At 30.6% G+C, this 25,085-nt stretch carries 21 protein-coding genes, 3 pseudogenes and 1 riboswitch; of the genes and pseudogenes, 22 read left to right on the top strand and 2 right to left on the bottom strand.

The features are described 5' to 3' along the window. Positions 1–111 precede the first annotated feature (111 nt). The 5 genes and pseudogenes from AC5EAH_RS04910 (at position 112) to AC5EAH_RS04890 (ending at position 6,026) form a co-directional block, all read left to right on the top strand. Positions 112–561, top strand: coding sequence for a hypothetical protein (locus AC5EAH_RS04910; protein ID WP_493493645.1), 450 nt, complete (start codon positions 112–114; stop codon positions 559–561). 379 nt (positions 562–940) lie between these two features. After that, positions 941–1,921: pseudogene (gene pheS, locus AC5EAH_RS04905) on the top strand (phenylalanine--tRNA ligase subunit alpha); the annotation flags it as partial. A gap of 9 nt (positions 1,922–1,930) precedes the next feature. Continuing rightward, on the top strand, positions 1,931–4,333 hold the full coding sequence (gene pheT / locus AC5EAH_RS04900) for a phenylalanine--tRNA ligase subunit beta (protein ID WP_493493644.1): 2,403 nt from the start codon (positions 1,931–1,933) through the stop codon (positions 4,331–4,333). Between the two features lie 98 nt (positions 4,334–4,431). Continuing rightward, positions 4,432–5,304, top strand: a complete 873-nt coding sequence (locus tag AC5EAH_RS04895) for an ATP-binding cassette domain-containing protein (RefSeq protein WP_493493643.1) — start codon at positions 4,432–4,434, stop codon at positions 5,302–5,304. After that, complete coding sequence (locus AC5EAH_RS04890; protein WP_493493642.1) at positions 5,304–6,026, top strand: hypothetical protein; 723 nt, start codon at positions 5,304–5,306, stop codon at positions 6,024–6,026. The genes AC5EAH_RS04895 and AC5EAH_RS04890 overlap by 1 nt, the downstream gene beginning before the upstream one ends. Positions 6,027–6,047: 21 nt before the next feature. Here the strand turns inward: AC5EAH_RS04890 and AC5EAH_RS04885 are convergent, their stop codons facing one another. Continuing rightward, on the bottom strand, positions 6,048–6,695 hold the full coding sequence (locus tag AC5EAH_RS04885) for a Pr6Pr family membrane protein (protein ID WP_493493641.1): 648 nt from the start codon (positions 6,693–6,695) through the stop codon (positions 6,048–6,050). 148 nt (positions 6,696–6,843) lie between these two features. Between AC5EAH_RS04885 and ung the strand changes: the two genes are divergently transcribed. The 4 genes from ung to AC5EAH_RS04865 all read left to right on the top strand — a co-directional run bounded on the left by ung (position 6,844) and on the right by AC5EAH_RS04865 (position 10,395). Then, positions 6,844–7,500, top strand: coding sequence for a uracil-DNA glycosylase (gene ung, locus AC5EAH_RS04880; RefSeq protein ID WP_493493640.1), 657 nt, complete (start codon positions 6,844–6,846; stop codon positions 7,498–7,500). Positions 7,501–7,514: 14 nt separating this feature from the next. Beyond that, a complete protein-coding gene (locus AC5EAH_RS04875) occupies positions 7,515–7,772 on the top strand; it encodes a DUF5327 family protein (RefSeq protein WP_493493639.1) in 258 nt (85 codons plus the stop codon). A 12-nt stretch (positions 7,773–7,784) separates the two neighbouring features. Continuing rightward, entirely contained in the window at positions 7,785–9,017 is a 1,233-nt protein-coding gene (pepT, locus tag AC5EAH_RS04870; RefSeq protein WP_493493638.1) for a peptidase T, read from the top strand. Between the two features lie 130 nt (positions 9,018–9,147). Continuing rightward, entirely contained in the window at positions 9,148–10,395 is a 1,248-nt protein-coding gene (locus tag AC5EAH_RS04865; protein ID WP_493493637.1) for an ArgE/DapE family deacylase, read from the top strand. A gap of 18 nt (positions 10,396–10,413) precedes the next feature. Here the strand turns inward: AC5EAH_RS04865 and AC5EAH_RS04860 are convergent, their stop codons facing one another. After that, positions 10,414–11,124 carry a hypothetical protein gene (locus AC5EAH_RS04860; RefSeq protein ID WP_493493636.1) on the bottom strand — a complete coding sequence of 237 codons (711 nt, stop codon included), beginning with the start codon at positions 11,122–11,124 and terminating at the stop codon, positions 10,414–10,416. A 205-nt stretch (positions 11,125–11,329) separates the two neighbouring features. Between AC5EAH_RS04860 and pta the strand changes: the two genes are divergently transcribed. From pta to AC5EAH_RS04795, 13 genes and pseudogenes are all read left to right on the top strand, one after another. Next, positions 11,330–12,307: a phosphate acetyltransferase gene (pta, locus tag AC5EAH_RS04855; protein WP_493493635.1), complete on the top strand. Its 978-nt coding sequence runs from the start codon at positions 11,330–11,332 to the stop codon at positions 12,305–12,307. Positions 12,308–12,452: 145 nt separating this feature from the next. Further along, positions 12,453–13,301 (top strand): lipoate--protein ligase family protein, encoded by an 849-nt coding sequence (locus tag AC5EAH_RS04850; protein ID WP_493493634.1) that lies wholly within the window; start codon positions 12,453–12,455, stop codon positions 13,299–13,301. Between the two features lie 13 nt (positions 13,302–13,314). Next, positions 13,315–13,650 (top strand): YuzB family protein, encoded by a 336-nt coding sequence (locus AC5EAH_RS04845; RefSeq protein ID WP_493493633.1) that lies wholly within the window; start codon positions 13,315–13,317, stop codon positions 13,648–13,650. Between the two features lie 73 nt (positions 13,651–13,723). Next, a complete protein-coding gene (locus AC5EAH_RS04840; protein ID WP_493493632.1) occupies positions 13,724–15,046 on the top strand; it encodes an HD domain-containing protein in 1,323 nt (440 codons plus the stop codon). 74 nt (positions 15,047–15,120) lie between these two features. Beyond that, positions 15,121–15,456 (top strand): annotated as a pseudogene (locus AC5EAH_RS04835) (arsenate reductase family protein); the annotation flags it as partial. A 36-nt stretch (positions 15,457–15,492) separates the two neighbouring features. After that, a pseudogene (gcvH, locus tag AC5EAH_RS04830) lies at positions 15,493–15,861 on the top strand (glycine cleavage system protein GcvH); the annotation flags it as partial. A gap of 195 nt (positions 15,862–16,056) precedes the next feature. Next, a complete protein-coding gene (locus tag AC5EAH_RS04825; RefSeq protein ID WP_493493631.1) occupies positions 16,057–17,094 on the top strand; it encodes a methionine ABC transporter ATP-binding protein in 1,038 nt (345 codons plus the stop codon). Then, positions 17,087–17,803, top strand: coding sequence for a methionine ABC transporter permease (locus AC5EAH_RS04820; protein WP_493493630.1), 717 nt, complete (start codon positions 17,087–17,089; stop codon positions 17,801–17,803). Before AC5EAH_RS04825 ends, AC5EAH_RS04820 begins: the two co-directional genes overlap by 8 nt. Before the next feature lie 52 nt (positions 17,804–17,855). After that, a riboswitch (SAM riboswitch) is annotated at positions 17,856–17,960 on the top strand. A 109-nt stretch (positions 17,961–18,069) separates the two neighbouring features. Then, the gene (locus AC5EAH_RS04815) at positions 18,070–18,903 is read left to right on the top strand and encodes a MetQ/NlpA family ABC transporter substrate-binding protein (protein ID WP_493493629.1); all 834 of its coding nucleotides are present in this window, start codon (positions 18,070–18,072) and stop codon (positions 18,901–18,903) included. Positions 18,904–18,944: 41 nt separating this feature from the next. Continuing rightward, a complete protein-coding gene (locus AC5EAH_RS04810) occupies positions 18,945–19,781 on the top strand; it encodes a MetQ/NlpA family ABC transporter substrate-binding protein (RefSeq protein WP_493493628.1) in 837 nt (278 codons plus the stop codon). 155 nt (positions 19,782–19,936) lie between these two features. Beyond that, positions 19,937–20,659: a metallophosphoesterase family protein gene (locus tag AC5EAH_RS04805; protein ID WP_493493627.1), complete on the top strand. Its 723-nt coding sequence runs from the start codon at positions 19,937–19,939 to the stop codon at positions 20,657–20,659. Between the two features lie 29 nt (positions 20,660–20,688). Continuing rightward, complete coding sequence (gene nagB, locus AC5EAH_RS04800; protein WP_493493626.1) at positions 20,689–21,414, top strand: glucosamine-6-phosphate deaminase; 726 nt, start codon at positions 20,689–20,691, stop codon at positions 21,412–21,414. Positions 21,415–21,625: 211 nt separating this feature from the next. Continuing rightward, the coding region (locus tag AC5EAH_RS04795) for an NEAT domain-containing protein (protein WP_493493625.1) at positions 21,626–25,085 on the top strand (3,460 nt) is incomplete at its 3' end.

The raw sequence follows: 25,085 nt of genomic DNA, 5'->3' as shown, positions 1-25,085 counted from the left end.
TTCGATTCCCGTCGGGACCGCCATTTTAAGCTTTACTTATCAGTAAGGTTATTTTTTTTACAAAAAATGATAGAATAGAGAAGTAATATATTTAATAATGAGGAGTTTGAGATGGATAATTTAATTAAGGTAGTTAAAGAAAAATGGTATGACGTAGCATTTTATGTAAGTTTAATCGTTATTTTGTTAATGATGTTTGCTATTGAAAATAAAGTAGATGAAAAATTAATTATAGTTATAGTTATTGTATCATTTAATTTATTAAATTTAATCTGGATTTATTTACGAAGAAAATATCAACCAGTACAATTATTGTGGGCTAAGCGTCATGAATGGGTGAATTTTTTATTTATTCCAGTGATTACATTGATTATGTGTATTAGCTTTTTATCGGGTAATCGTACGATAGATACGACTATATTTTTAATTGTTTTTATTGTTTATACAGTGCTTAGAAGTTTTGTGCGTCAGAAAATGATAGTAGAAAGTCAAATGTATGAAGCAAAATTGCAAAATAAGGCACGTCATAAAGCAATTTATAAAAAAGGACGTAAAAAATAATTGTGCTTGAAAGTCTTGAATATAGACTTTATAATAATATATGATTACAAATAAATTAAGAAGCATAAATTAAATAACGGAGTTTAACAGGGAATTGAAAGCATGACTGGAACTTTCATAAACTTCATTTAATTTTTTCACTTCGTTGTTGCTAAGAGGGACAATAGTAATATTTAAATCTTAGACGTGTCATTAGCGTTATTTAATGAAGAGTGAATAAGTTTAAAAACTTATTAAATTGGGTGGTACCACGGAATATTTCGTCCCTTTGTGTTAATTTAACACAAAGGGATTTTAATTTTATTAAAGGAGAAAACAGATGGCAACAATTTTTGAAACAATTAGACAAGAGATAAAAAATAAATTAGCAACAGTTAAAGATAAACAAACATTACAAAATTTAAAAGTAGAATATTTAGGTAAAAAAGGTGCAGTTTCTGGCCTAATGAAAGAAATGAAAAATTTATCTAATGAAGAAAAACCAGCTTTTGGTCAATTAGTTAATGAATTACGTAATGAAGTTTTAGCTTTGATTGAAGGACAAGAAAAAACTTTATCACAACAAATGTTAAATGCACAATTAGCTAGTGAAACATTAGATGTGACTTTACCAGCTAAAAATATTAATTTAGGTAGTGCACATCCACTATCACATATTATTGAAGAATTAGAAGATTTATTTATTGGTATGGGCTACACAGTTGAAGAAGGGCCGGAAGTAGAAAGTGACTATTATAATTTTGAGATGCTAAATCTACCAAAAGGTCACCCAGCACGTGAAATGCAAGATTCATTCTATATTACTGAAGAAACATTATTACGTACACATACTTCATCTATTCAAGCACGTACAATGGTTGCAGCTAAAGGACAAGCACCAATTAAAATTATATGTCCTGGAATTGTTTATCGTCGTGATAGTGATGATGCTACACATTCTCATCAATTTATGCAAATTGAAGGTTTAGTTATAGATGAAAATATTTCAATGAGTGATTTAAAAGGGACATTATTAGTCTTTGCTAAAAAAATGTTTGGTGATAATCGAGAAATTCGTTTGCGTCCAAGTTTCTTTCCATTTACTGAACCATCAGTAGAAGTTGATATTTCATGTTTTAAATGTGGTGGTGAAGGTTGTAATGTATGTAAACATACAGGATGGATTGAAGTATTAGGTGCAGGGATGGTGCATCCAAATGTGTTAACGATGGCAGGTTTTGATGCGACGAAATATCAAGGTTTTGCGTTTGGTATGGGTGTGGATCGTATTGCTATGTTGAAATATGGTATTGAAGACATTCGTCATTTTTATGTAGATGACTTACGATTCTTAGAACAGTTTAAAGCATTAGAAGATTAGGAGGATACAATGTTAGTTAGTTACCAATGGTTAAAAGATTATATTAAAATTGACGCATCTATTGAAGATTTAGCCGAGAAAATTACACGTAGTGGTATAGAAGTAGAGGCAATTGATAAATTAGAAGAAACAGTTAAAAATGTTGTTGTCGGTCATGTCATAAGCAAAGACAAACACCCAGATGCAGATAAATTAAATATTTGTATGGTTGATTTAGGTGAAGAAACACCGCAACAAATTGTTTGTGGCGCACCGAATGTAGAAGCGGGTCAATATGTTATTGTTGCGAAAGTTGGTGCACATTTACCAAGTGGTAAAATTAAACGTGGTAAATTACGTGGTCAAGTATCTAATGGGATGATTTGTTCATTACAAGAATTAGGTATTCCTTCAAAATTAGTTGCGAAAGAATATCAAGAAGGTATTTATGTTTTTCCGGAAGCAGTAACTGTTGGGATAGACGCCTTAGTTGCGCTTGGGCTAAATGGTGGTGTGATGGAATTAGGTTTAACACCTAATCGTGCAGATGCATTAAATATGTTAGGCGTAGCTTACGAAGTCGGGGCTTTATATGAACAAGATGTGTTATTACCAGAAGTAAGTTATCAAACATCAGATGAGTTAGCAACTGATAGTATTTCGGTTGAAGTGCAAGATGAAGCGGCTTGTCCATTATATATCGCAAAAGTAATAAAAAATGTAACAATTAAACCTTCACCATTATGGTTACAAGGCCGTTTAATTCAAGCAGGTATCCGTCCAATTAATAATATTGTTGATATTACAAACTATGTGTTAATCGAATATGGTCAGCCATTACATGCCTTTGATGCAGACCAAATTGGTTCAAATAATATTGTTGTGCGTCGTGCTAAAGAGGGAGAAATGATCACAACATTAGATGATGTTGAACGTACTTTAACAGCAGAACAATTAGTCATTACCAATGGTCAAGAAGCGATTGCATTAGCTGGTGTTATGGGTGGTAAATTTTCAGAAGTTACTGAATCCACAACCAATATTGTATTAGAAGCGGCGTATTTCAATCCATTAATGATAAGACGTACTTCTGCACATCATGGTTTACGTTCAGAATCATCAGTTCGTTTTGAAAAAGGTATTGATCCTTATCGTGTTGGTTTAGCAGTTGAACGTGCAGCACAATTAATGGCACAATATGGCGGTGGAACTGTTTTAGATGGTGAAGCAGAATTTAATCACTTAGACATCACACCAGCAATTGTAGAAGTTAGCGTTGATAAAATTAATCGTGTTACAGGTTTATTATTAACAGCAGAACAAGTCGCAGATATTTTTGGACGTTTAGGTTTTGTTTATCGATTAAACAATGATAATTTTGAAGTTGAAATTCCAACGCGTCGTGGTGATATTACATTACCAGAAGATTTAGTTGAAGAAGTGGCACGTTTATATGGTTATGATAATATCCCAGCTACATTACCAAAATTCACTGAAATGACTGCTGGTGGCTTAACAATTAAACAACGTAAGCGCCGTGAAGTGAAAAAATTATTACAAGGATTAGGTTTAAATGAAGCAATTACTTATGCTTTAACTTCACAAGACAAAGCAACATCATTTATGTCAAATAATCATCCAACGGTATCATTGTTAATGCCAATGAGTGAAGAACGTTCAACATTACGTCAAAATATTGTATCAGGTTTGTTAGATACAGTTGCCTACAATGTCGCACGTAGTCAACAAGATATACGTTTGTTTGAAATAGGTCGTATTTTTTATGATAATGGTGAACAATTACCAATTCAAAAAGAACATTTAGCAGGTGTGTTAACAGGTAATTGGACAAACACTAAATGGCAAGGTCATGTAGATAAAATTGATTTCTTTACTGCCAAAGGTGTGATGGCAGCGATATTTGAAAAATTAAATGTATCACAAGATATTGAGTACAAAGCAGTAGAAATAGATAAAATGCATCCAGGACGTACAGCAGCTATCTATTATAAAACACAGTATATCGGTTTTGTTGGTCAAGTTCATCCATTAGTACAAGCAGCACGTGATATTAAAGAAACATATGTTTTTGAAATTGACTTATCATACTTATTAGCGTTAGAAGTAGGTCAATTAGCTTATCAAAGTATACCAAAATATCCAGCTATTTCTCGTGATATTGCGATACTTGTTGATAAAGAAATACCAATTGTTCAATGGTATAATACGATTAAACAAACAGGTGGACGTTTATTAAGTCAACTAGATGTTTTTGATCTATATCGTGGTGATAAGTTACCAGAAGGTAAGCAATCAGTCGCATTTGCATTAGTGTATCAAGATCCTAATAAAACTTTAACAGATGAAGAAATAACAGGTGTACATGAAAAAATTATGGCACAATTGATTGCACAAGGTGCGGAAATAAGATAAATATTTAAAAACGAGTAGTGTTAAAGCTATTCGTTTTTTTATTGTTGACACACTTATGTAATTAGTGTATTATTTAATTAATACAAAGGAGTGATAAAATGAATAATTTAATTACCACAAAACAATTAACAAAAAAGTATGGACATATTAATGCTGTTAATCAAGTAGATTTAAACATTCAACAAGGTGATATTTATGGTTTGATTGGTCAAAATGGTTCAGGTAAAACAACATTAATACGTATGTTAACTTCATTAATTCGACCAACATCTGGACACATTAATTTTCCACAGCAACTAAAAATAGGTGCAGTGATTGAAGGGCCAACTTATTATCCTTATTTATCAGCTCAAGATAATTTAATGTACTATGCTAAAGTTTATCGTATCGCAAATAAACAACAACGTGTCCAACAAGTATTAGAATTCATCGGTTTAGAAAATACTAAAAATAAAAAAGTGAAAGATTTTTCTTTAGGTATGCGCCAAAGATTAGGTTTGGGGATTGCCATTCTTAATCGTCCAGACTTTTTAATTTTAGATGAACCTATGAATGGTCTTGACCCACAAGGTATTGTGGAGATGCGTCAACTCATCGAAAGTTTAAATCGTCAGTATAATACGACAGTCTTGATTTCGAGCCATTTATTATCCGAGCTATCTTTATTAGCGACACGTTATGGTATTATTCATCAAGGTAAATTAATTAAACAATTGAGTGAAGAAGATTTAGAAAATCATCATAGTTATATTAAATTAAAATCATCAAATTTAACGAAAACATTAGAAATATTATCACAACAATATCAATGTGAAGTAGTAGAAAATATAATTAAAGTCATGGCACCTGAAACAGCTATGCCAGACATTGCACAACAGTTAATGTCACATCAAATTTATTTAACATATTTCACTTACGAAAAAGAAAGCTTAGAAGATTATTTCTTGAATTTAGTAGGAGGTGTAAAATAATGGCAATATTAAGTGCGGATTTTTATAGAATTTTAAAAGGTAAATTAGGCTTAATTTCTTTAATTATGATCATTGCTTTAATTATATTGGGGTATACGGCATTTAGTTTTCAGCAAGTTGAAACTAATCTAGCAATATCAATTGTTAGAATTATTACGGGTTTTATTCCTATTTTTCTAACTAATATTTATATGATTGTTTGGGGTGATGAATTTAGTCAACGCGTTATAAATAATGTATTAATTACTAAAATATCAAGAGTAAAAGTTTTTGTTGTTAAATTTATTTTAGCTTATTTATTGACGCTAGTATTTGTATGTATTGCATATATTGTAATAATCAGTATAGCTTACATATTAGGTCATAAAGTAAATGTGATAGATTTATTACTACGTATGGGGATACAAAGTTTTAGTTATTTTGTATTAACAGGTCTAGCTGCCTTATTATTCACGTGGTTATCAAAACCGTATGTGGCAGTGGCAATTTTTATATCTTATGCGATTGTAATAGAATCAATTGCAAGTAATATAATTACTGCGTATTTCCCTAAACTTATAGCTGTGGTAGAAACATTACCAACCTATACATTAATTGAAGTCATTAATGTAAATACTTTAAAAAGTTCATTTGTTTCAACAACAATATTGGCTTCACTAGGTTATGGTATTGTGCTATTTATTATCAGTTGCTTTATTTTTATGAGAAAAGAATTTAAATAATAGCTAAGGCGCAAATAGAAGTTATTCATTCACTTCTACTTGCGCCTTTTTTTGACAGCCTTTAATAATTAACATGAAATAACCTAGTAAGATATAGCCAGTTAAAATAACTATGAAATATATGAAAAATCCTGACCAACCTAATTGATTAATATCAACAAAAAAGTAAGGATAAGGGCTGTGTTGTTGATCTGGAATAGGTATTTGAAAAATATAACCACGAATTAAAGCATATACTGTGTACAGTAATGGGAATAAAGTCCATAATAATGGATCAAAATAACGATAATGACGACGTTGATCAATAATTAACCAATCTAAAATAAAACCAATAGGTACGATATAATGTTGCAAGAAATTTTCAGGTGTATAAAAATCTTCAGCTTTAGCCGTAGGTGCTAACATAAAATGATAAACTAATAATGTTAATGCAATTGCAATTGTCGTTGCACCTTTTAATCTTAAAAGTTTAGTATTAGTAAATACATTATGTTGTTGTTTTAGCATGACAATAAGTAATACTATTAAACAACAAGCAACTAATATATTGGATTGTAAAGTATAGTAAGTGAGTTGAAACCATTCATTTGGATAAATTTGTAATATTAATCCAGCAATTGTTAAGAGTAGTAATAATAGACGATAATTAAAAATTAGTTTAAATGACATTGTTCTCTCCTTTGTTTGTATATCAAAATATTTTACATAAATGTAATAACGATGTCAATTAACAATTTTAAATAATTGTCTATTCTCAACTATTCAATAGCTATAAATTTAGTTATAATAAAGATATTGATTGAAAAGAGGTGAAGTGATGTCTCAATGGCAAAAATTATTAGCAGCCGAAAAAAATAAAGCATATTTTCAAACATTACAGCAATTTATTAATCAGCGTAGACAACAAGTACGCATTTTTCCACCATCACAACAACAATTTCGTGCTTTTGAATTAACACCTTATGAAGAGATGAAAGTTGTCATATTAGGGCAAGACCCTTATCATGGTGAAGGGCAAGCACATGGTTTGAGTTTTTCAGTACCACAAAATATGGCAATTCCGCCCTCATTACGTAATATTTTTAAAGAATTAGCTGATGATATTGGTTGTCAAATGCCTTCCAAGGGTGATTTAACTTCATGGGCACAACAAGGTGTGTTATTATTAAATAGTGTATTGACAGTCGAAGAGGGTAAGGCCAATAGTCATAAAAATAAAGGTTGGGAAACATTTACAGATCATGTCATTAGTGTACTAAATGATAGACAGCAACCAATTATTTTTGTGTTGTGGGGGAAACCAGCACAAGCTAAAATGAAATTGATAACAGCAACACATCATATTATTTTGACAGCACCACACCCAAGTCCACTATCTGCCTACCGTGGCTTCTTTGGAAGTCGTCCATTTAGTCAAATTAATCAGCAATTAATTGCTTTAAAACAACAACCGATAGATTGGCAATTACCTTAACGAAAGGATATATTATGATTCAATTATCAACCGTTTTACAACAAATCGAAAAAGAATTACAACAAGCACAACAAAGTAGTGATGAAATGATTATTTATCAAAAATTAGCAGCGATTAAAGCATTATGTGAGTTAACAGAAAAACCTAATAAACCTAATGTAGCTATGCAAGCACACCAATCATCAATGATATCATCACAAGAAATGATGATGATGACAGGGCAATTATCTCAAGAAGAATTACCTGTACAAGATAATTTATTTGATTTTTAAAGGAGAATAACAATGAAACAACAATTATTAGAACGTTTAACACGCTATGTCAAAATAGATACACAAGCTGATTACTACAGTACAACAACACCTTCATCAGAAGGTCAATGGGAATTAGCCAAATTATTGCAACAAGAATTAACAGAAATGGGCTTAGTAGATATTGATTTAGATGACAATTGTTATTTATTTGCAACTTTACCAAGTAATAGTGATAAAAAAGTACCAACAATTGGTTTATTAGCACATATTGATACAGCAACAGATTTTACAGGTAAAAATGTTAATCCACAAGTACATGAAAATTATGATGGTCAAGATATTGTTTTAAATGCAGCGCAAAATATTGTTATGAAAGTTAGTGAGTTTCCGAATTTAAAAAATTATATCGGGCATACACTAGTAACAACAGATGGTACAACTTTATTGGGTGCTGATGATAAAGCAGGTATGGCTGAAATTATGACAGCTTTAGATTATTTAATTAAACATCCTGAAATTAAACATGGAGATATTCGTGTTGCTTTCACACCAGATGAAGAAATTGGACGTGGTCCGCATAAATTTGATGTGGCTAAATTCAATGCTGATTTTGCTTATACAATGGATGGCTCAGTATTAGGAGAATTAGAATATGAAACTTTCAATGCGGCACGTTTATTAATTACTTTTAATGGTAGTAGTGTACATCCAGGTACAGCTAAAAATAAAATGGTTAATGCTTTAAAATTAGCTTTTAAATTTGATGGTTTATTACCACAGGCACAAGCACCTGAATATACTGAAGGCTATGAAGGCTTTTTCCATTTAACAGATTTATCGGGAGATGTTGAACAAGCGAAAGCTTCTTACATTATTCGTGATCATGATCGTCAGAAATTTGAAGCTAAAAAAGCATTAGTCGAACAAGCAATCGCCTTTATTCAAAGTCAATATGGTGAAGTGGCTATTACATATGATTTACACGATGAATATTACAATATGCGTGAAAAAATTGAACCAGTGATTGATATTGTTAATGTTGTGCGTGATGTTATGCATGAGTTAAATATTGAACCAAAAATAGGTGCTATTCGTGGTGGAACAGATGGTGCCCAATTATCATTCAAAGGTTTACCAACACCAAACATTTTCACAGGTGGTGAAAATTATCACGGTAAATTTGAATTTGCTTCATTAGAAGTCATGGCACAAGCAACACAAGTAATTATTAATGCTTTAGCAAAATTTGAAGAAAGAGCTTAAGAAATACAATATTAAAATAACTATTCGTCAATTAGATGAGTAGTTATTTTTCATAAAACAAGTGTTATCAATGGATTAAACGCTTTCATTATGATATGATAAAATTAATTATTAAAAGGAGTGTAGTCATATGATAACAAAAGAAAAATATATTCAAAGTTTACAAGATATTATTCGTATTAATAGTGAAAATGGTAATGAGGAAGAAGTTGCAATGTATTTAAAAAATTTATTAGCACAGTATGATATTTCATCTGAATTAATAAAATATGATAATAATAGAAGTAGTTTAGTGGCTGAAATTATTAATGGTGAAGGGCCTGTTTTAGGTATTTCTGGACATATGGATGTCGTAGCATCGGGAGATGAAAGTCAATGGACTTATCCACCTTTTTCTGGAGAAGTTGTCGATGACTTTATGTACGGTCGTGGGACAACAGATATGAAAGCAGGTTTAATGGCATTAGTATTTGCTATGATTCGCGTCAAACAATCAGGTAATTTTAAAGGTACAATTCGTTTATTAGCAACAGTTGGTGAAGAAATTGGTGAACATGGCTCACATCAATTAACACAAGAAGGTTATGCACGTGATTTAGATGCATTATTAATCGGGGAACCTGTTAACTTAGGTATTATGTATGCGCACAAAGGTTCATATAATTATACAATTCGTTCTTATGGTGTTGCTGCACATAGTTCGGCACCAGAAGTAGGTATTAACGCCATTGAACATTTACAACAATGTATGAATAAAGTTGTTGAAAAATTATCACAAATTATTAAAGACTATCAAAATCCGATTATGGGTAAATTAATTCATAATATTACTTTGATTAAAGGTGGTACGCAAGTTAATTCAATCCCAGATTATGCAGAGTATCAAGCAAATGCACGTACAATTCCAGAATTTGATAATCATCAAATGACACAATTACTGACAACTATTATTAATGAATTAAATCAAGAAGAAGGTTATCGTTTAGAATTATCAGTAGATGCTGATCAGCCACCTGTACAAGCTGAAAAATTATCACGTTTAGTACGTACAATACAGACACAATTAGCTAAATTCGAAGATTTATCATTCGAAAATATTTTTGAAGCAACTGTATCACAAATGAAATTATCTACTAAAGAACAAGTACTAGTAGATCATTATCATCAACATATGCCAACAACATTTGAACCTATTGCTGTTTCTGGTACGACAGATGCCGCTCAATTTACACAAGATAATCAACATATGGATATTGCTGTTTATGGACCAGGTATTTCACCTCTAGCTCATCAAATAGATGAACGTGTTTCTATTTCACAATATTTACGATTTATTGATTTATATGAAGCGATTTATGAATCATACTTACAAAAATAGAATAGCCATTCGGCTATTCTATTTTTGTGTTTTTAATTGTGCAATACGTTTATCAATGTATGATTTAACAAAATTATTGACAGGTGTATCATTCGTTAAACGTTCTTTTTGATAATATAATTGTTGAATTTTTAAATCAATATGATATTGAGGTGTATTTTTGTTTTCTACAATTGGCTCAGCTTCCACAGTTAATGGAATAACTTTAGGTTCTTTTTTGTCTGAGCTAGGAGTAGGTTGAGAGGTGATTTCATCTAATTTTTCTATTTTTTTAACTTTGATGTCTGGAACGACTTCTTCTTCAGTCATTTCAATAATTTCAATAGGTTTTTCTATTCGATTCGATTTTTTAGGGAAAATCAGATGCGTTAAACCTAATAATAGATAAAATAAAGTGGTAGATATAATTGAGATGATAATAATTAATAAATCGTTATTATCAATCGTTTCAAATTCGCTAATTGGAAAGAAAGTGTATGATAATAAAACGATCGGTGTTAGTATCATAATAACTTTACTAGAAATATGGGTACTTAAATTATAGATGCGAATCCAATTTTGTAGAACAATCCATAAAAAAGCTATGACAGATAATCCAATAAAAATATAGAGACGATTAGCATCTGTAACATAAGGTTTGAAATAGTTGCTGATATCAAAGAAACGACCAATGATATAAAAAATTAAAAAAGTACTGACATAGTAAAATGCAATAAGTATTTCTTTCAAGTAACTTGCCTCCTTAGCGTAAATATATACTTAAAGATAGCATATTTCTTACTAACTAGCTAGTGAAAAGTATGGTGAATTAATGGAAATATAACATACACATAAATTATAAAAAATTTTGATACAAAGTCTTGAATTATTATGAACAAGGTCTTAGAATGAAATTAGGTAATAGATTTATTTATATCATAGGAGGATTCAAAAAGTGTCAAATTTATTCGATGAATTAGAACTTAAATTAGCAGGTAAAGAAGTACGTATCGTTTTACCAGAGGGAATGGACAGTCGCGTATTAACTGCAGCAGTAAAATTAGCTTCAACAGATTATGTTAAACCGATTGTTTTAGGTGATCAAGAAGAAATTGAAAAATTAGCAGCATCATTAAATTTATCTGTTGAAAATTTAGTGATTATTAATCCTAAAAAATATGAAGCATTTGATACATTAGTTGAAAAATTTGTTGAGCGTCGTAAAGGTAAAGCAACAGAAGAACAAGCGCGTGAATTATTATTAGATGAAAACTACTTCGGAACAATGTTAGTTTATGTTGGTGAAGCAGATGGTTTAGTATCAGGTGCTATCCATTCAACAGGAGACACTGTTCGTCCAGCTTTACAAATCATTAAAACAAAACCAGGTGTAAGCCGTACAAGTGGTGCTTTCATTATGGTACGTGGTGAAGAAAAATTAGTTTTCTCTGATTGTGCAATTAACCCACAATTAGAATCACAAGAACTAGCAGAAATTGCTATTGAAAGTATTAAAACAGCACGTAGTTTTTCAATTGATCCAAAAGTCGCAATGTTAAGTTACTCAACGGCTGGTTCAGCAAAAACTGAAGATGCTGAACGTGTACGCAAAGCAACAGAAATCGCACAATCATTAGCACCAGATGAAATTATTGACGGTGAAATTCAATTTGATGCGGCTTATGTACCAGAAGTAGCTGAACTTAAAGCACCATCATCACCTTTAAAAGGTGCAGCAACTGTGTATGTATTCCCAAGCTTAGAAGCAGGTAATATCGGTTATAAAATGGCACAACGCTTCGGTGGTTTTGAAGCCATTGGTCCTATTTTACAAGGTTTAAATGCACCAGTTAACGATTTATCTCGTGGATGTAGTGCTGAAGACGTTTATCGTTTATCATTAATTTCAGCAGTTCAATCATTAGAAAAATAATATTTATTTAATAGAATTTAATAAAAATACTCATGACTTTGATTTATTATTAATAATAGTGCGAAGATCATGGGTATTTTTTAATTTTCTGATTGTCAATTTTCAGTATTATTTGTTAAAATAGAAGAATAATTAAGGAGTCACTATGCAGAATATAAATTATTTCAATTATTTTAATTGGCGTTACATAGACCATTCATCATTAGGTTTAATCATGCCACCACTTAATTCATTTGCCTATGATGATACTTTTTGTGAAACAGTTGATGCTGATGATCAACAAGCAATCATTCGCTCATGGATTCATCAACATACCATTGTTTTAGGTACACAAGATACAAAGTTACCACATATTAAAGAAGGAATTGATTATTTAAAATCTCAAGGCTATGATGTCATTATTCGTAATTCAGGTGGGTTAGGCGTAGTCTTAGATGAAGGTGTGTTAAATATTTCGCTTATTTTTAATCATTATTATCGTCTAAGCATTGATGATGGTTATGATTTGATGTATCAAGTCGTTAAAACAATGTTAGCACCCTTTACGCAAGCTAAAATAGAAGCTAAAGAAATTGTACATTCCTATTGCCCAGGAAATTACGATTTAAGTATTGATGATAAAAAATTTGCCGGTATTTCACAAAGACGTATTCGACAAGGAATGGCGGTACAAATTTATTTATGTGTATCAGAATCAGGCAGTCAACGTGCTGAAATAATGCGCAATTTTTATCAGTATGCACGTCGAGATTTAGCTAATAATCCGCTACAATATCCAGATATTCATCCACAATGTATGGCATCATTAAATGAATTGCTCCATCAAAATTGGACAGCTTACGATATATTACAATTATTTTTATCAACATTGCAGGCACATAGTCAATATGTTAAAATGAGTCAGTTATCAAATGATGAGCAAATGATCTTTGAACAAAGAGAACAACGCGTACATCAAAGAAATGAAAAGTTAATGACAATGATTTATCAATAAATAAGGAGGCAACATGGAAGAAAAACAAAAGAATATTTATTACGTTTGTGATGAATGTTTAGGTGTTAATGTTAGAACACTAATTCCTAAAATACAAAAACTAGACTCAGAAGCAGAAATTATTGTTGGTTGTCAATCCATGTGTGGTCCGGGACGTACAAGAACTTTTGCGATAGTGAATAATCGACCAGTCATTGCTAAAGATGAAATTGAATTACTACCTAAAATCCAAAAAAGAATTGAAACAAAGCGCGACCCAGAAAAAGATGCTAAACATGCAGCGCGACAAGCAAAACGATTAGCTTTAGCAGAAAAGTTAAAAAAAGAACGTGAACAACAATTAAACTAAAAGAGGTCAAGTACCTCTTTTTATTTTATTAAGATAATAGAAGTGTTAATATAAAGAAAAGGGGGCGACAGCCATGGTACAATATCGTTTTCAAAAATTAGAAGAAGAAAAAGTATTTAAAGACCCTATTCATCAATATATTCGAATAAAAGAACGTTTATATTGGGATTTAATTAATACGAAAGAATTTCAACGTTTAAGAAGAATTAAGCAATTAGGTGTAACATCAATGACCTTTCATGGTGCAGAACATACAAGATTTGGACATAGTTTAGGCGTTTATGAAATTACTAGACGTATATTAGATGATAATTTATATCGTCGTCAAGTAGTTGATGCCAATGAGCGTTCAGTAGCATTATGTGCCGCATTATTACATGATGTAGGTCATGGCCCATTTTCGCATATGTTTGAAAAAATTTTTAATTCTGATCATGAAAATTTTACACAACAAATTATTTTAGGAGATACTGAGATTCATCAAGTGCTACTACAAGTTGATGCAAAGTTTCCACAACAAGTTGCTGATGTCATTAGTCATGAATATGATAATAAGTTAATTGTAGATTTGATATCTAGTCAAATAGATGCAGATAGAATGGATTATTTGCAAAGAGATGCTTATTATACAGGTGTTAATTATGGACAATTCGATATGGAACGTATTTTACGCTTAATGCGTGAAAAAGATGGACGTTTAGTCATTAAAGAAAGTGGTATACATGATATAGAAGATTATATTTTAGGACGTTATCAAATGTTCTGGCAAGTTTATTATCATGGTGTTAGTCGTGGTGTAGAAGCATTAATCACGAAATTATTTCAACGTGCTAAAGAGTTATATCATAGCAATTATCAATTTTTAATTCAACCTGATTATTTGATTCCATTTTTTATCAATAAGGTCACATTAGTAGACTATTTAGCTTTAGATGAAGTAGTCATGCAATATTATTTTATGACTTGGCAAAATGAATCAGATGCTATTTTAAGTGATTTAAGTCAACGCTATTTAACACGTCAATTATTTAAATTTAAAACGTATCAAACTAAAAGTGAACGTCAAACTTTAGCATGGCCAGATGATTCGATTGTGCAACAATTAACAGCATTATTTTTAAAAGTCGGTATAGATCCGAACTATTATTTAGCTGTAGATAGCGTAGAAAATTTTGCTTATCGTGCTTTAACAGATTCTAATATTCGTATTTTAATGAGAGATGATCAAATTTTAGAATTAAGTGAAGTGAGTGCTATTCTTCATGGTATAGTTAATCAATCAGCACAAGATGGTAAAATATTTTATCCTAAAAATATGATTTTAAAATTACCAGAAAGTGAAGAGAAACAACAAATTATTAAGTTGTTAGATATTCACAGTTTTAATAGAGAATAAATAAACTTTAATTTTACTAGCGTATGAAGTATAATTAAGTCATAGGATAGTTAAGATGTAAGGAGAAGATGATAATGATTAAATTTTATGAGTATCCAAAATGTACAACATGTAAAAAAGCTAAACAATGGTTAACTGAACATCAAATCGAATTCGAAGCAATTGATATGGTAGATAAAGTACCGAGTAAATCAACATTAAAAAAAATTATTAAATCTAGCGGTTTAGAATTCAAGAAATTTTTTAATACTTCAGGCATGAAGTATCGTGAATTAGGTTTAAAAGATAAATTACCCACATTATCAGATGCAGAAAAATTGGAATTATTAGCTTCTGACGGTATGTTAATTAAACGACCAATGGTAATTACAGAAAATCACGTATTATTAGGTTTTAAACAGGCACAATATGATGAAGTTTTCAATGCGCAAGCTAAATTTGAAGCGGATTTATTATTCTCTAAAGACCATGGTTGGTTAAAACAAATGGACAATCGTTATCGTTATGGGGTAACACAATATCAAGTAGATACATTAGGTTCAATTGTTTTTGTTGAATTACCTGAAGTTGGTCAAAAAGTTACAGCTAATGAGCCATTCGCTAATGTAGAATCTGTTAAAACAGTATCAGAATTATATGCACCAATCGATGGTGTCATTACAGCAGTTAATGAAGCACTTGAAATAACACCTTCATTAATTAGTAGCTCACCTTACGAAGCGGGTTGGGTTGTTGAGATTACACCTACATCAGAACAAGAAGTTGAACAATTATTAGATGTCACAGACTATAAAGATTTAACATCAGGTTTATAATAAAATGATGAAAGGAGTAGTAAACTGATCAGTTTACATACTCCTTTCATCATTTTATTATTATAGTTTGATATTAATGAGATTTAATAAGGTGCATTGCATTTTTATTTTGCTACGTGCTATAATTTATAGATACAAATTATATATAATTTGAATTTTATAACATGTAATGGTTGTTTTAAGGAGGGGATAATAATGATTAAAGTAGAAAATGTCACTAAAGTTTATAAGACGGATCATAATTATGTCACAGCAGTAAAGGATATTAGTCTTACTGTTAATAAAGGTGAAATCTTTGGTATTATTGGTTTTTCTGGTGCTGGAAAAAGTACATTAATTCGTCTATTAAATGGTTTAGAACAAGTGACTTCTGGACAAATTTTTATTGGTGAACAAGAAATTACGCATTTACCAAGAAGAGATTTGTTAAAAGCACGTCAGAAAATTGCCATGATTTTTCAACATTTTAATTTATTGTGGTCAAGAACAGTTGTAGAAAATATTGAATTTCCACTAGAGATTGCAGGTGTAGAGAAAGCACAACGTCATCAACGTGCATTAGAATTGGTACGTTTAGTTGGATTAGAAGGTAAAGAAAATGCTTATCCATCACAATTATCAGGTGGACAAAAACAGCGTGTAGGTATTGCACGTGCTTTGGCGAATGATCCAGATGTATTATTATGTGATGAAGCTACGAGTGCATTAGATCCTAAAACAACAGATGATATTTTAGATTTAATTTTAGATATTAATAAAAAAATGGGATTAACAGTCGTATTAATTACGCATGAAATGCATGTTATTAGTAAAATATGTCATCGTGTTGCAGTGATGGAAAAAGGTAAAATTGTTGAAATGGGTGAAGTGTTAGATGTCTTTAATCATCCTAAGCAAGATATTACAAAACGTTTTGTTAAAGAAGAAACAGACGAATTAAACATTGATGAAATGATGACATATTTAAATTTACAAGCAGGACAAGGCACGATTATTAAATTTATTTTTAATGGTGAAGCAATTGATAGTCCTACAATTTCTAAATTATCACGTCGTTACCGTGTAGATATTTCAATTTTACACGCTAAAGTTACAGCAACCTCAAAAGGTGGTTATGGTAGTATTATTGCCTTAGTTAATCACTCAACTTCAGAAAAATCTATAGTGCAACAAATGATTGACGATGTTAATACAGCAACAGGTATGAGCGCGGAGGTAATACGTTATGTTTAATTTATTAATAGCACAATCAGATACTTTGTTAGGTCGTTTACAAGAAATGTTGAGCTTTAAACATGTTCGTTGGGATGATTATTTAACAGCAGTCAATGAAACATTATATATGACTATTGTAGCAACAATCATTGTAGCGTTTTTAGGTTTAGCTTTAGGTTTGTTATTATTTTTAACTTCTGAAGGCAATGTCATGGAAAACAAAATTATTTATCAAGTTATTTCGCAAATAGTTAATATTTTCCGTTCAATTCCTTTTATTATTTTAATTGTTTTATTAATTCCATTTACTATTTTAATTGCTAAAACGATGATAGGTCCTAATGGTGCTCTACCAGCTTTAATTATTAGTGCTGCACCATTTTATGCTAGATTAGTTGAAATTGCATTAAAAGAAATACCAAAAGGTATTATTGAAGCAGCGGAATCGATGGGGGCATCAACATGGCGTATTATCGTTAAAGTACTTATTCCAGAATCTTTACCTGCTTTGATTTCAGGATTAACTGTAACAGCTATTGCTTTAATTAGTTCAACAGCTGTAGCGGCTGTTATTGGTGCGGGTGGTTTAGGTGGTTTAGCATATTTAGTCGGTTATACACGTAATCAAATTGATGTAACATTTTTAGCAACAATTTCGATATTAATTTTAGTATTTATTTTTCAAATTATCGGTGACCTATTAACAAAACGTGTAGATAAACGTTAATAGCTATTGCATTATGAATCATTATATGTTAAAGTACTAAGCAAGAATACAACTCTTATATTGAGTGGCGAAGGGACGTGCCCGATGAAGCCCGGCAACCTACGATAATTCGTAAGGTGCTAATTCACGCAAAGTCGTAGACTTTGATAGATAAGAGAATGGACGTGATGTATTAACGCCTTTTCTCTAATTATAGAGAAAAGGTGTTTTTATTTTCATTCAATGTAGAGTAAATATTCTTAATACATTTACTTGAAGGAGGACACATGAAACTAAGCAAAATTATCAAACAACTATTAATCAGTTCAGTAGTACTCATGTTAACAGCTTGTGGCTCAACAACACAAGAGAATAAAATTTCAGAAGATAAAACAATTACAGTTGTAGCCTCACCTGTACCTCATGCAGAAATTTTAGAGAAGGCTAAAACAATTTTAGAAAAAGAAGGTTACACTTTAAATATTAAAGTAGTGAATGATTATGTGACACCTAATGAAATTGTTGATCGTGGTGAAGCAGATGCCAATTATTTTCAACATACGCCTTATTTAGAAAAGTTTAATGAAGAACATAAAACGAATGAAGTAAGTGTCGGAAATGTACATATTGAACCCATGGCCATCTATTCTAAAAAATATCGATCAATTGAAGAATTACCAGAAGGCGCAACAATTTTAGCTTCAACAAGTATTGCTGATCAAGGTAGATTTTTAAGTTTCTTTACTAAAGCAGGTTTAGTTACCTTAAAAGAGGGTGTAGATCCTGTCAAAGCAACATTTGATGATATTAAAGAAAATAAAAAATATTTTAAATTTGAAGCGAAAATTGCACCTGAGTTATTAGTACAAACTTATCAAAATAATGAGAGCGATGCCGTCATTATTAACTCGAATTTCGCGATTGATGCTGGTTTAAATCCAACGACAGATTCAATTGCTTTAGAATCATCAGATTCTCCATATGCTAATTTATTAGCAGTGAAAAAAGGTAATGAAAATAATGAAAAAATTAAAAAATTAATTTCAGTATTACAAGATGAAGAAATAGCTAAATTTATTAAAGATACTTGGAAAGATGGATCGGTTATTCCAGCAAAATAATTGCTGAAATATATAAAATTAATTATTTGGAGGAAGAGAATATGAAATTCAATAAAATTATTAGACAGTTATTAATCGGTACGGCTGCCATTGCATTAGCTGCATGTGGATCAATAGCACAACAAAATGACACTAAAACAGAAGACAAAACAATTACTGTTGTTGCTTCACCAGCACCACATGCTGAAATTTTAGAAGAAGCAAAATCAATTTTAGAAAAAGAAGGCTATACTTTAAACATTAAAGTAGTGAATGATTATGTGACACCTAATGAAATTGTTGATCGTGGTGAAGCAGATGCTAATTATTTCCAACATACACCTTACTTAACTAAATTTAATGATGAGCATAAAACGAATGAAGTAAGTGTTGGTAATGTACATATTGAACCAATGGCCATCTATTCTAAAAAATATAAAAGTTTAGAAGAATTACCAGAAGGTGCAACAATTTTAGCATCAACAAATCCAGCAGAACAAGGTAGATTTTTAAGTTTCTTTACTAAAGTAGGTTTAGTAACATTAAAAGATGGTGTAGATCCAGTTAAAGCCACATTTGATGATATTAAAGATAATAAAAAGAACTTTAAATTTGAAGCACGTATTGCACCAGAATTATTAGTACAAACATATCAAAATAATGAAGGCGATGCAGTTATTATTAATTCAAATTTTGCAATTGATGCAGGTTTAAATCCAACAAAAGATTCAATTGCTTTAGAATCGTCAGATTCAGCGTATGCCAATTTAATCGCTGTTAAAAAAGGTAATGAAAATAATGAAAAAATTAAAAAATTAGTTTCAGTATTACAAAGTGATGAAATAGCTAAATTTATCGCTGATAAATGGAAAGATGGTTCTGTAATACCAGCAAAATAATATGATACAATGAGTGTGATAAAGAAAAGAACACATAGATTTTCTCTTTCTTTATCACACTTATTTTAAATTTTTTTACCTTAATAATGGAAAAATATAGTAATACATTGTAATATTAAGTAAATCCATTTTATGTTCAAGAGAGGAGGGATATGATGAAAATTATTATTTCAGATATTCATGGTTGTTATTATACTATGCAAAAATTACTAAACAAACTTAATTTCAAACCACAATCAGATACTTTAATTTGTTTAGGGGATATGTGTGATCGAGGTAAGTATACTAATAAGGTTTGGCAATTTTTCAAGTCACTTCAAGAAAAATATAGTCAGCATATTGTATTAATGGGAAATCATGAAAATATGTTTTTATTAGCAGTAGACGAAGCCATGTACAGTCAAAGTAAAGAAGAACTTAGAAAAACACATTATTTAAAAAATGGTGGTTTATCAACTTTAAAATCATTTTATCCACAAGCCACGGAAGAACAAAGTCGTCAATATTTTAGGCAATTTGCAATAGAATATAAGCAATATCGTCAATGGTTAAAAGGCTTGCGTCTTAAATATGAAGATAATCAATTTTATTATGTACATGCAGGAGTAGATTTTAATCAAACTTATCAAAAACAAAGTGTACGAGACTTAATTTGGATACGAGAACCCTTTTTAAGTACTAATCAATCATATGATAAACCAGTTGTACATGGTCATACGCCTGTACAAGACGCACCATTCTATGAACATTTATCAAATAGAATTAATATAGATGGTGGTTGTGTTTATGGGGGCGTATTAATAGCTTTAGTCGTTGATGAACAAAATCAATTGTCATTTGTCACACAAACATATCAACAAGAAGATATAGACTGTTGAATTATAAATAGAAGTAAAGAGGTGATTGTATGAAAATTACAGTACTATCTGATCAAGTACAAGTTGAAAATTATGTAGCAAAATTATTGTTAGATCAAGTTAAAACAAATGGTGAAAGTATTTTAGGACTAGCAACAGGCGGTACGATGGTACCAATTTATCATCAACTTATTCAACAAAGTCAGCAACAACAAGTAGATTTTTCACAAGTCACAACAATTAATTTAGACGAGTATGTAGGTTTAGCAGCAGAAGATGAACAAAGTTATCATTATTATATGAAACATTTATTATTTGATGAGTTACAAATTACCAATTATCATTTACCCAAAGGTGATGCCTTTGACTTACAAGCACAATGTAATAATTATGAAAACTTAATTAAGTCTTTTGGAGGTGTAGATTTGCAATTATTAGGAATAGGAGAAAATGGTCACATTGCATTTAATGAACCAGGTACTTCTTTCGACTCATACACACATATTGTAGATTTATCTCCATCTACGATTAAAGCAAATGCTAGATTTTTTGATGGTCAAACGAGTAAGGTGCCAACACAAGCAATTACAATGGGAATAAAAACAATTTTATCAGCTCAAAAAATTATACTTGTTGCCATAGGTGTTAATAAAGCAAATATTATGAAACAATTGTTACAATTACAAGTACCAAATGAATCCATACCTGCCAGTAGTTTACTGAATCATAAAAATGTAGAAATCGTTATGGATCAAGCAGCAGCAAAATTATTATAATAGAAAAACTTAAGGATAGAATTTATTCTTAAGTTTTTTATTTTACAACAAATAAAAGTTTAATTTATATCACGTTTTTTAGATTAAAAACATACAGTATAGGCTTAAGTTCACAGAAATGTCACAAATAACTTCATTTCCATAAGGTATTGAGAATGATTATCATTTATAATAGGGAGGTATATAAATATATTTTAATAAGGAGAATATAATGAAAAAAATAACAAAACGTTTTTTAGTTACATCTTTATCAGTAACAATGTTATTGTCTCAAAGTTTAGTTATAACACCTGACATGACTTTAGCAGTTGATGAAACAACAACGACGGGTTTAATAGATAATACAATATATAAATTACAATTAACAGGAGATGGTTGGACAAAAGAAGATGCAGAAAACTATTTTGCTACTTATGTTAAGAAGGATGTTCAAATAATAGAGCGTCAAGGTCAGAAGGTTATTGCAGTGACAATACTAGGAGATAGTCCATTTGATTCGGATAATGTATTTTATGCAGGTAGTCAATTAGCAGAATTAAGTGAAGATAAAAAAACTGCGTATATCCCAGTAACTGCTATTAATAATCAACAAGTTGATATTGATTTTGATGTTGCTGGTTTAGATAATACGATTAAACATCTACGTGGACAATTAACATTTCATGTAGAAAATATAGTAGAAACTACAACAGAAACCACAACAGAAACCACAACAGAATCTATATCAGAAGACGTAACGCCTACTAAGCAGCAAGGACCAATGCATTTAGAAGCAACAGGCAGCTTTGCCGATGATTATCAAGCATATTTTGATAAATATATTGATACGACTGTTGAACCTATAACAATCGATGGTGAGCAAGTTATTCCAGTTAAAATTAATCATAATGATATCATCTTTGACGAAGGAAATTTATTCTATAGTTCAACAGATACTGAACCCCAGTTAAGTGAAGATAAAAAAATAGCTTATATACCCATATCAAGATTTAAAAATAATCAAGTTGCGATAGATTTTCGTTTAAATATCCCTAATGAGTATGCAACATTTATTCGTGGAAATTTATTTTATGATATAGCATCAATTGCACCACAAGTAGAAAATACAACGATGACAACACCAGTATCATCATTAACCATCGAATTACAGAATGATGAATTAGTAGGTTCAGCAGGCTTCTCAATAGATTTATGGCAAAATGTTATTGTAAAAGATAATCATGTTATCACATCTCGTGCACAATTAGATAGATCTTATGTGACGATTATGAAAGATAACCAACCATTATCAAAAGCAGCAACTAATGAATTGCTCATTTCACCAACAGCAGGAAATTATCAAGTTATTTATCATGTGGAAAAAAATGGTGTAATACAAGAAAAGACAGTGCCATTGACGATAACAGCATCTAATGTTACTTATAATAAGCAAGATTCACAACCATTAGCTGATGGTGTTTATACGATTACAGCAAAAGCCCAACGTATTGATTCACCAGAAAATGAATCGATTTTACTTAATTTTTTTGACCCGCGTGTGAAATTAGAAGTTATCAATGGTGAATACATTGTAACTTTCTTAAATACTGGTTTAGGTAAATCAGTGATTGATTTTTCATTATCAGTACCAACATATAAAGATTACAGTGATAATACTTTAGCACAAAATTATTACCCACGAAATAAAGAAACTATCAAACATATTAATTCAGAAGAGTTTAACACTTATAAATTTAAATTAAATAGTATAGAAGATATTCGTCAAGTAGGCGTGCTTTATACACATCGTGGAGGTATTGAAGAATTAGTTGGTCATTATGATCGTTATAAAATGGCATTTTTAACATTTAATTTAGATGACATTAAAGCAGGATGGTACGGTTTTAAAGAAGAAGAAAATACTAAAAATGGTGAAGCCTTATTACAAAATGCCTTAGTTAAAGAGGGATTAGATATAAATAATAATGGTTTTGTGACAGCAGATGAATTAGCACAAGCACAAGGTGAAATTGATTTATCCAATTATCAATTATCAGATGTTTCGTTTCTGAAACATTTAGGTGCAGGAGTAACAACTTTAAAATTAATGAATAATGCAATTACAATATTACCAGAAGATTTCTTTGATCATATGATTAATTTAGAAAATATTTATTTAAATCATAATTCATTAACAGCATTACCATCAAGTATATCTAAATTATCAAAATTACAAGTATTTAAAGCACCGTATAATAGTATTTCATTAATTGCACCTGAAATTTTTGAAGGTAGTCGTGAAACATTACAGGAAGTAGAATTGGAAAATAACTTTTTAACAGAAATACCTGAATCAACCTTATCAAACTTAACTAAAATAGATTCAATCGACTTATCCAACAATCATTTATCATCGTTGGGTCAACAACCATTTGTTAACTCTATTAATCTAACTCATTTAAATTTAAGTAATAATAGATTAATTAAGCTACCACAAACATTGGAACAAGTATCAAAATTACGCACATTAAATTTAAATGGTAATTTATTGTCAGAATTAGATTTAACACGTCTACAAACACCTGAATTACAGAATTTAAAAGCTAATGGTAATATGATTACTAATTTAATTACAGGTGCGACGGTAGGTTTACCTAGATTAACAACTTTTGATGTTTCATCAAATTTGTTAACAAGTTTTGATGAAACACCATTTAAATCACTGACTGATATTATTACATTAGATGTGGCGTTAAACCCTTTGACTAAGCAAACAATTGTGGGTGATCGTGTCATTTCGCCGATTGTCAGTTCATCAATTGAAAGTGAGGCTAAAGATGGTCGTATTAATTGGCATGTTATAGGCTTAACACCAGCAGATTATGTTTTGTGGTCAAAATCTTCATCACGTTTAAAACCGATTGTTGATAAAGTAGCTTATGAACAATATTTAGCACAACAACAAATGTCAGCATCAGAAGTTTTAACAGAGCAAGGACATAATTTTGATACATTAATACGTCTAGAAAAGCAACAACCAGACGGTACATTTAGTATTTTAGAAGAGAAACAAGTTAAACAACAAAGTTTGACACAAGGTATGTTTGTTGATTCAACAATGCAACCACAAGATGTTTATCGTATTACAGTCCAAAGTCGAAGTAAAGTATTAGAAGAATATCAACCACGAGCAGTAATTGCTACATTAGTCACAGCCACAACAACGCCATCAGAAGTTGTAAGGTCTGTGGGTAAAGGGACGTTAGAAGTATTAAAAGATAGTACTCAAGAATTATCAACAATGAACAAGTTTGTTAATCCTGAAATTAATATTGTAGAAATTAATGGACAAAAATTTATTGAGTTGACCATCAAAAATGCTAGTTGGTGGCAATCATTCACAGTAGATAATCAAGATGTCGTGCTAATCAATTCGAATAATGAAGAGGATACACGTACTATTAGATTTGCTTTAGTAGATGGTAAAATGATTTATCCGTCACATGTGCATGTGGTTGCAACAATACCAGGTTTTGCATATGATCATCAGTATGATGTTAAATTAAAAGTGAATTTGATAGATAAACAACCGAGAACAGAAGAAGTAACAACAACGGAACAACCGAGAACAGAAGAAGTAACAACAACGGAACAACCGAGAACAGAAGAAGTAACAACAACGGAACAACCGA

It is taken from the genome of Staphylococcus sp. B1(2026), assembly GCF_058895785.1.
Note: the sequence above shows the minus strand (reverse complement) of the source record. Positions and strands in the feature narration are given on the sequence as shown.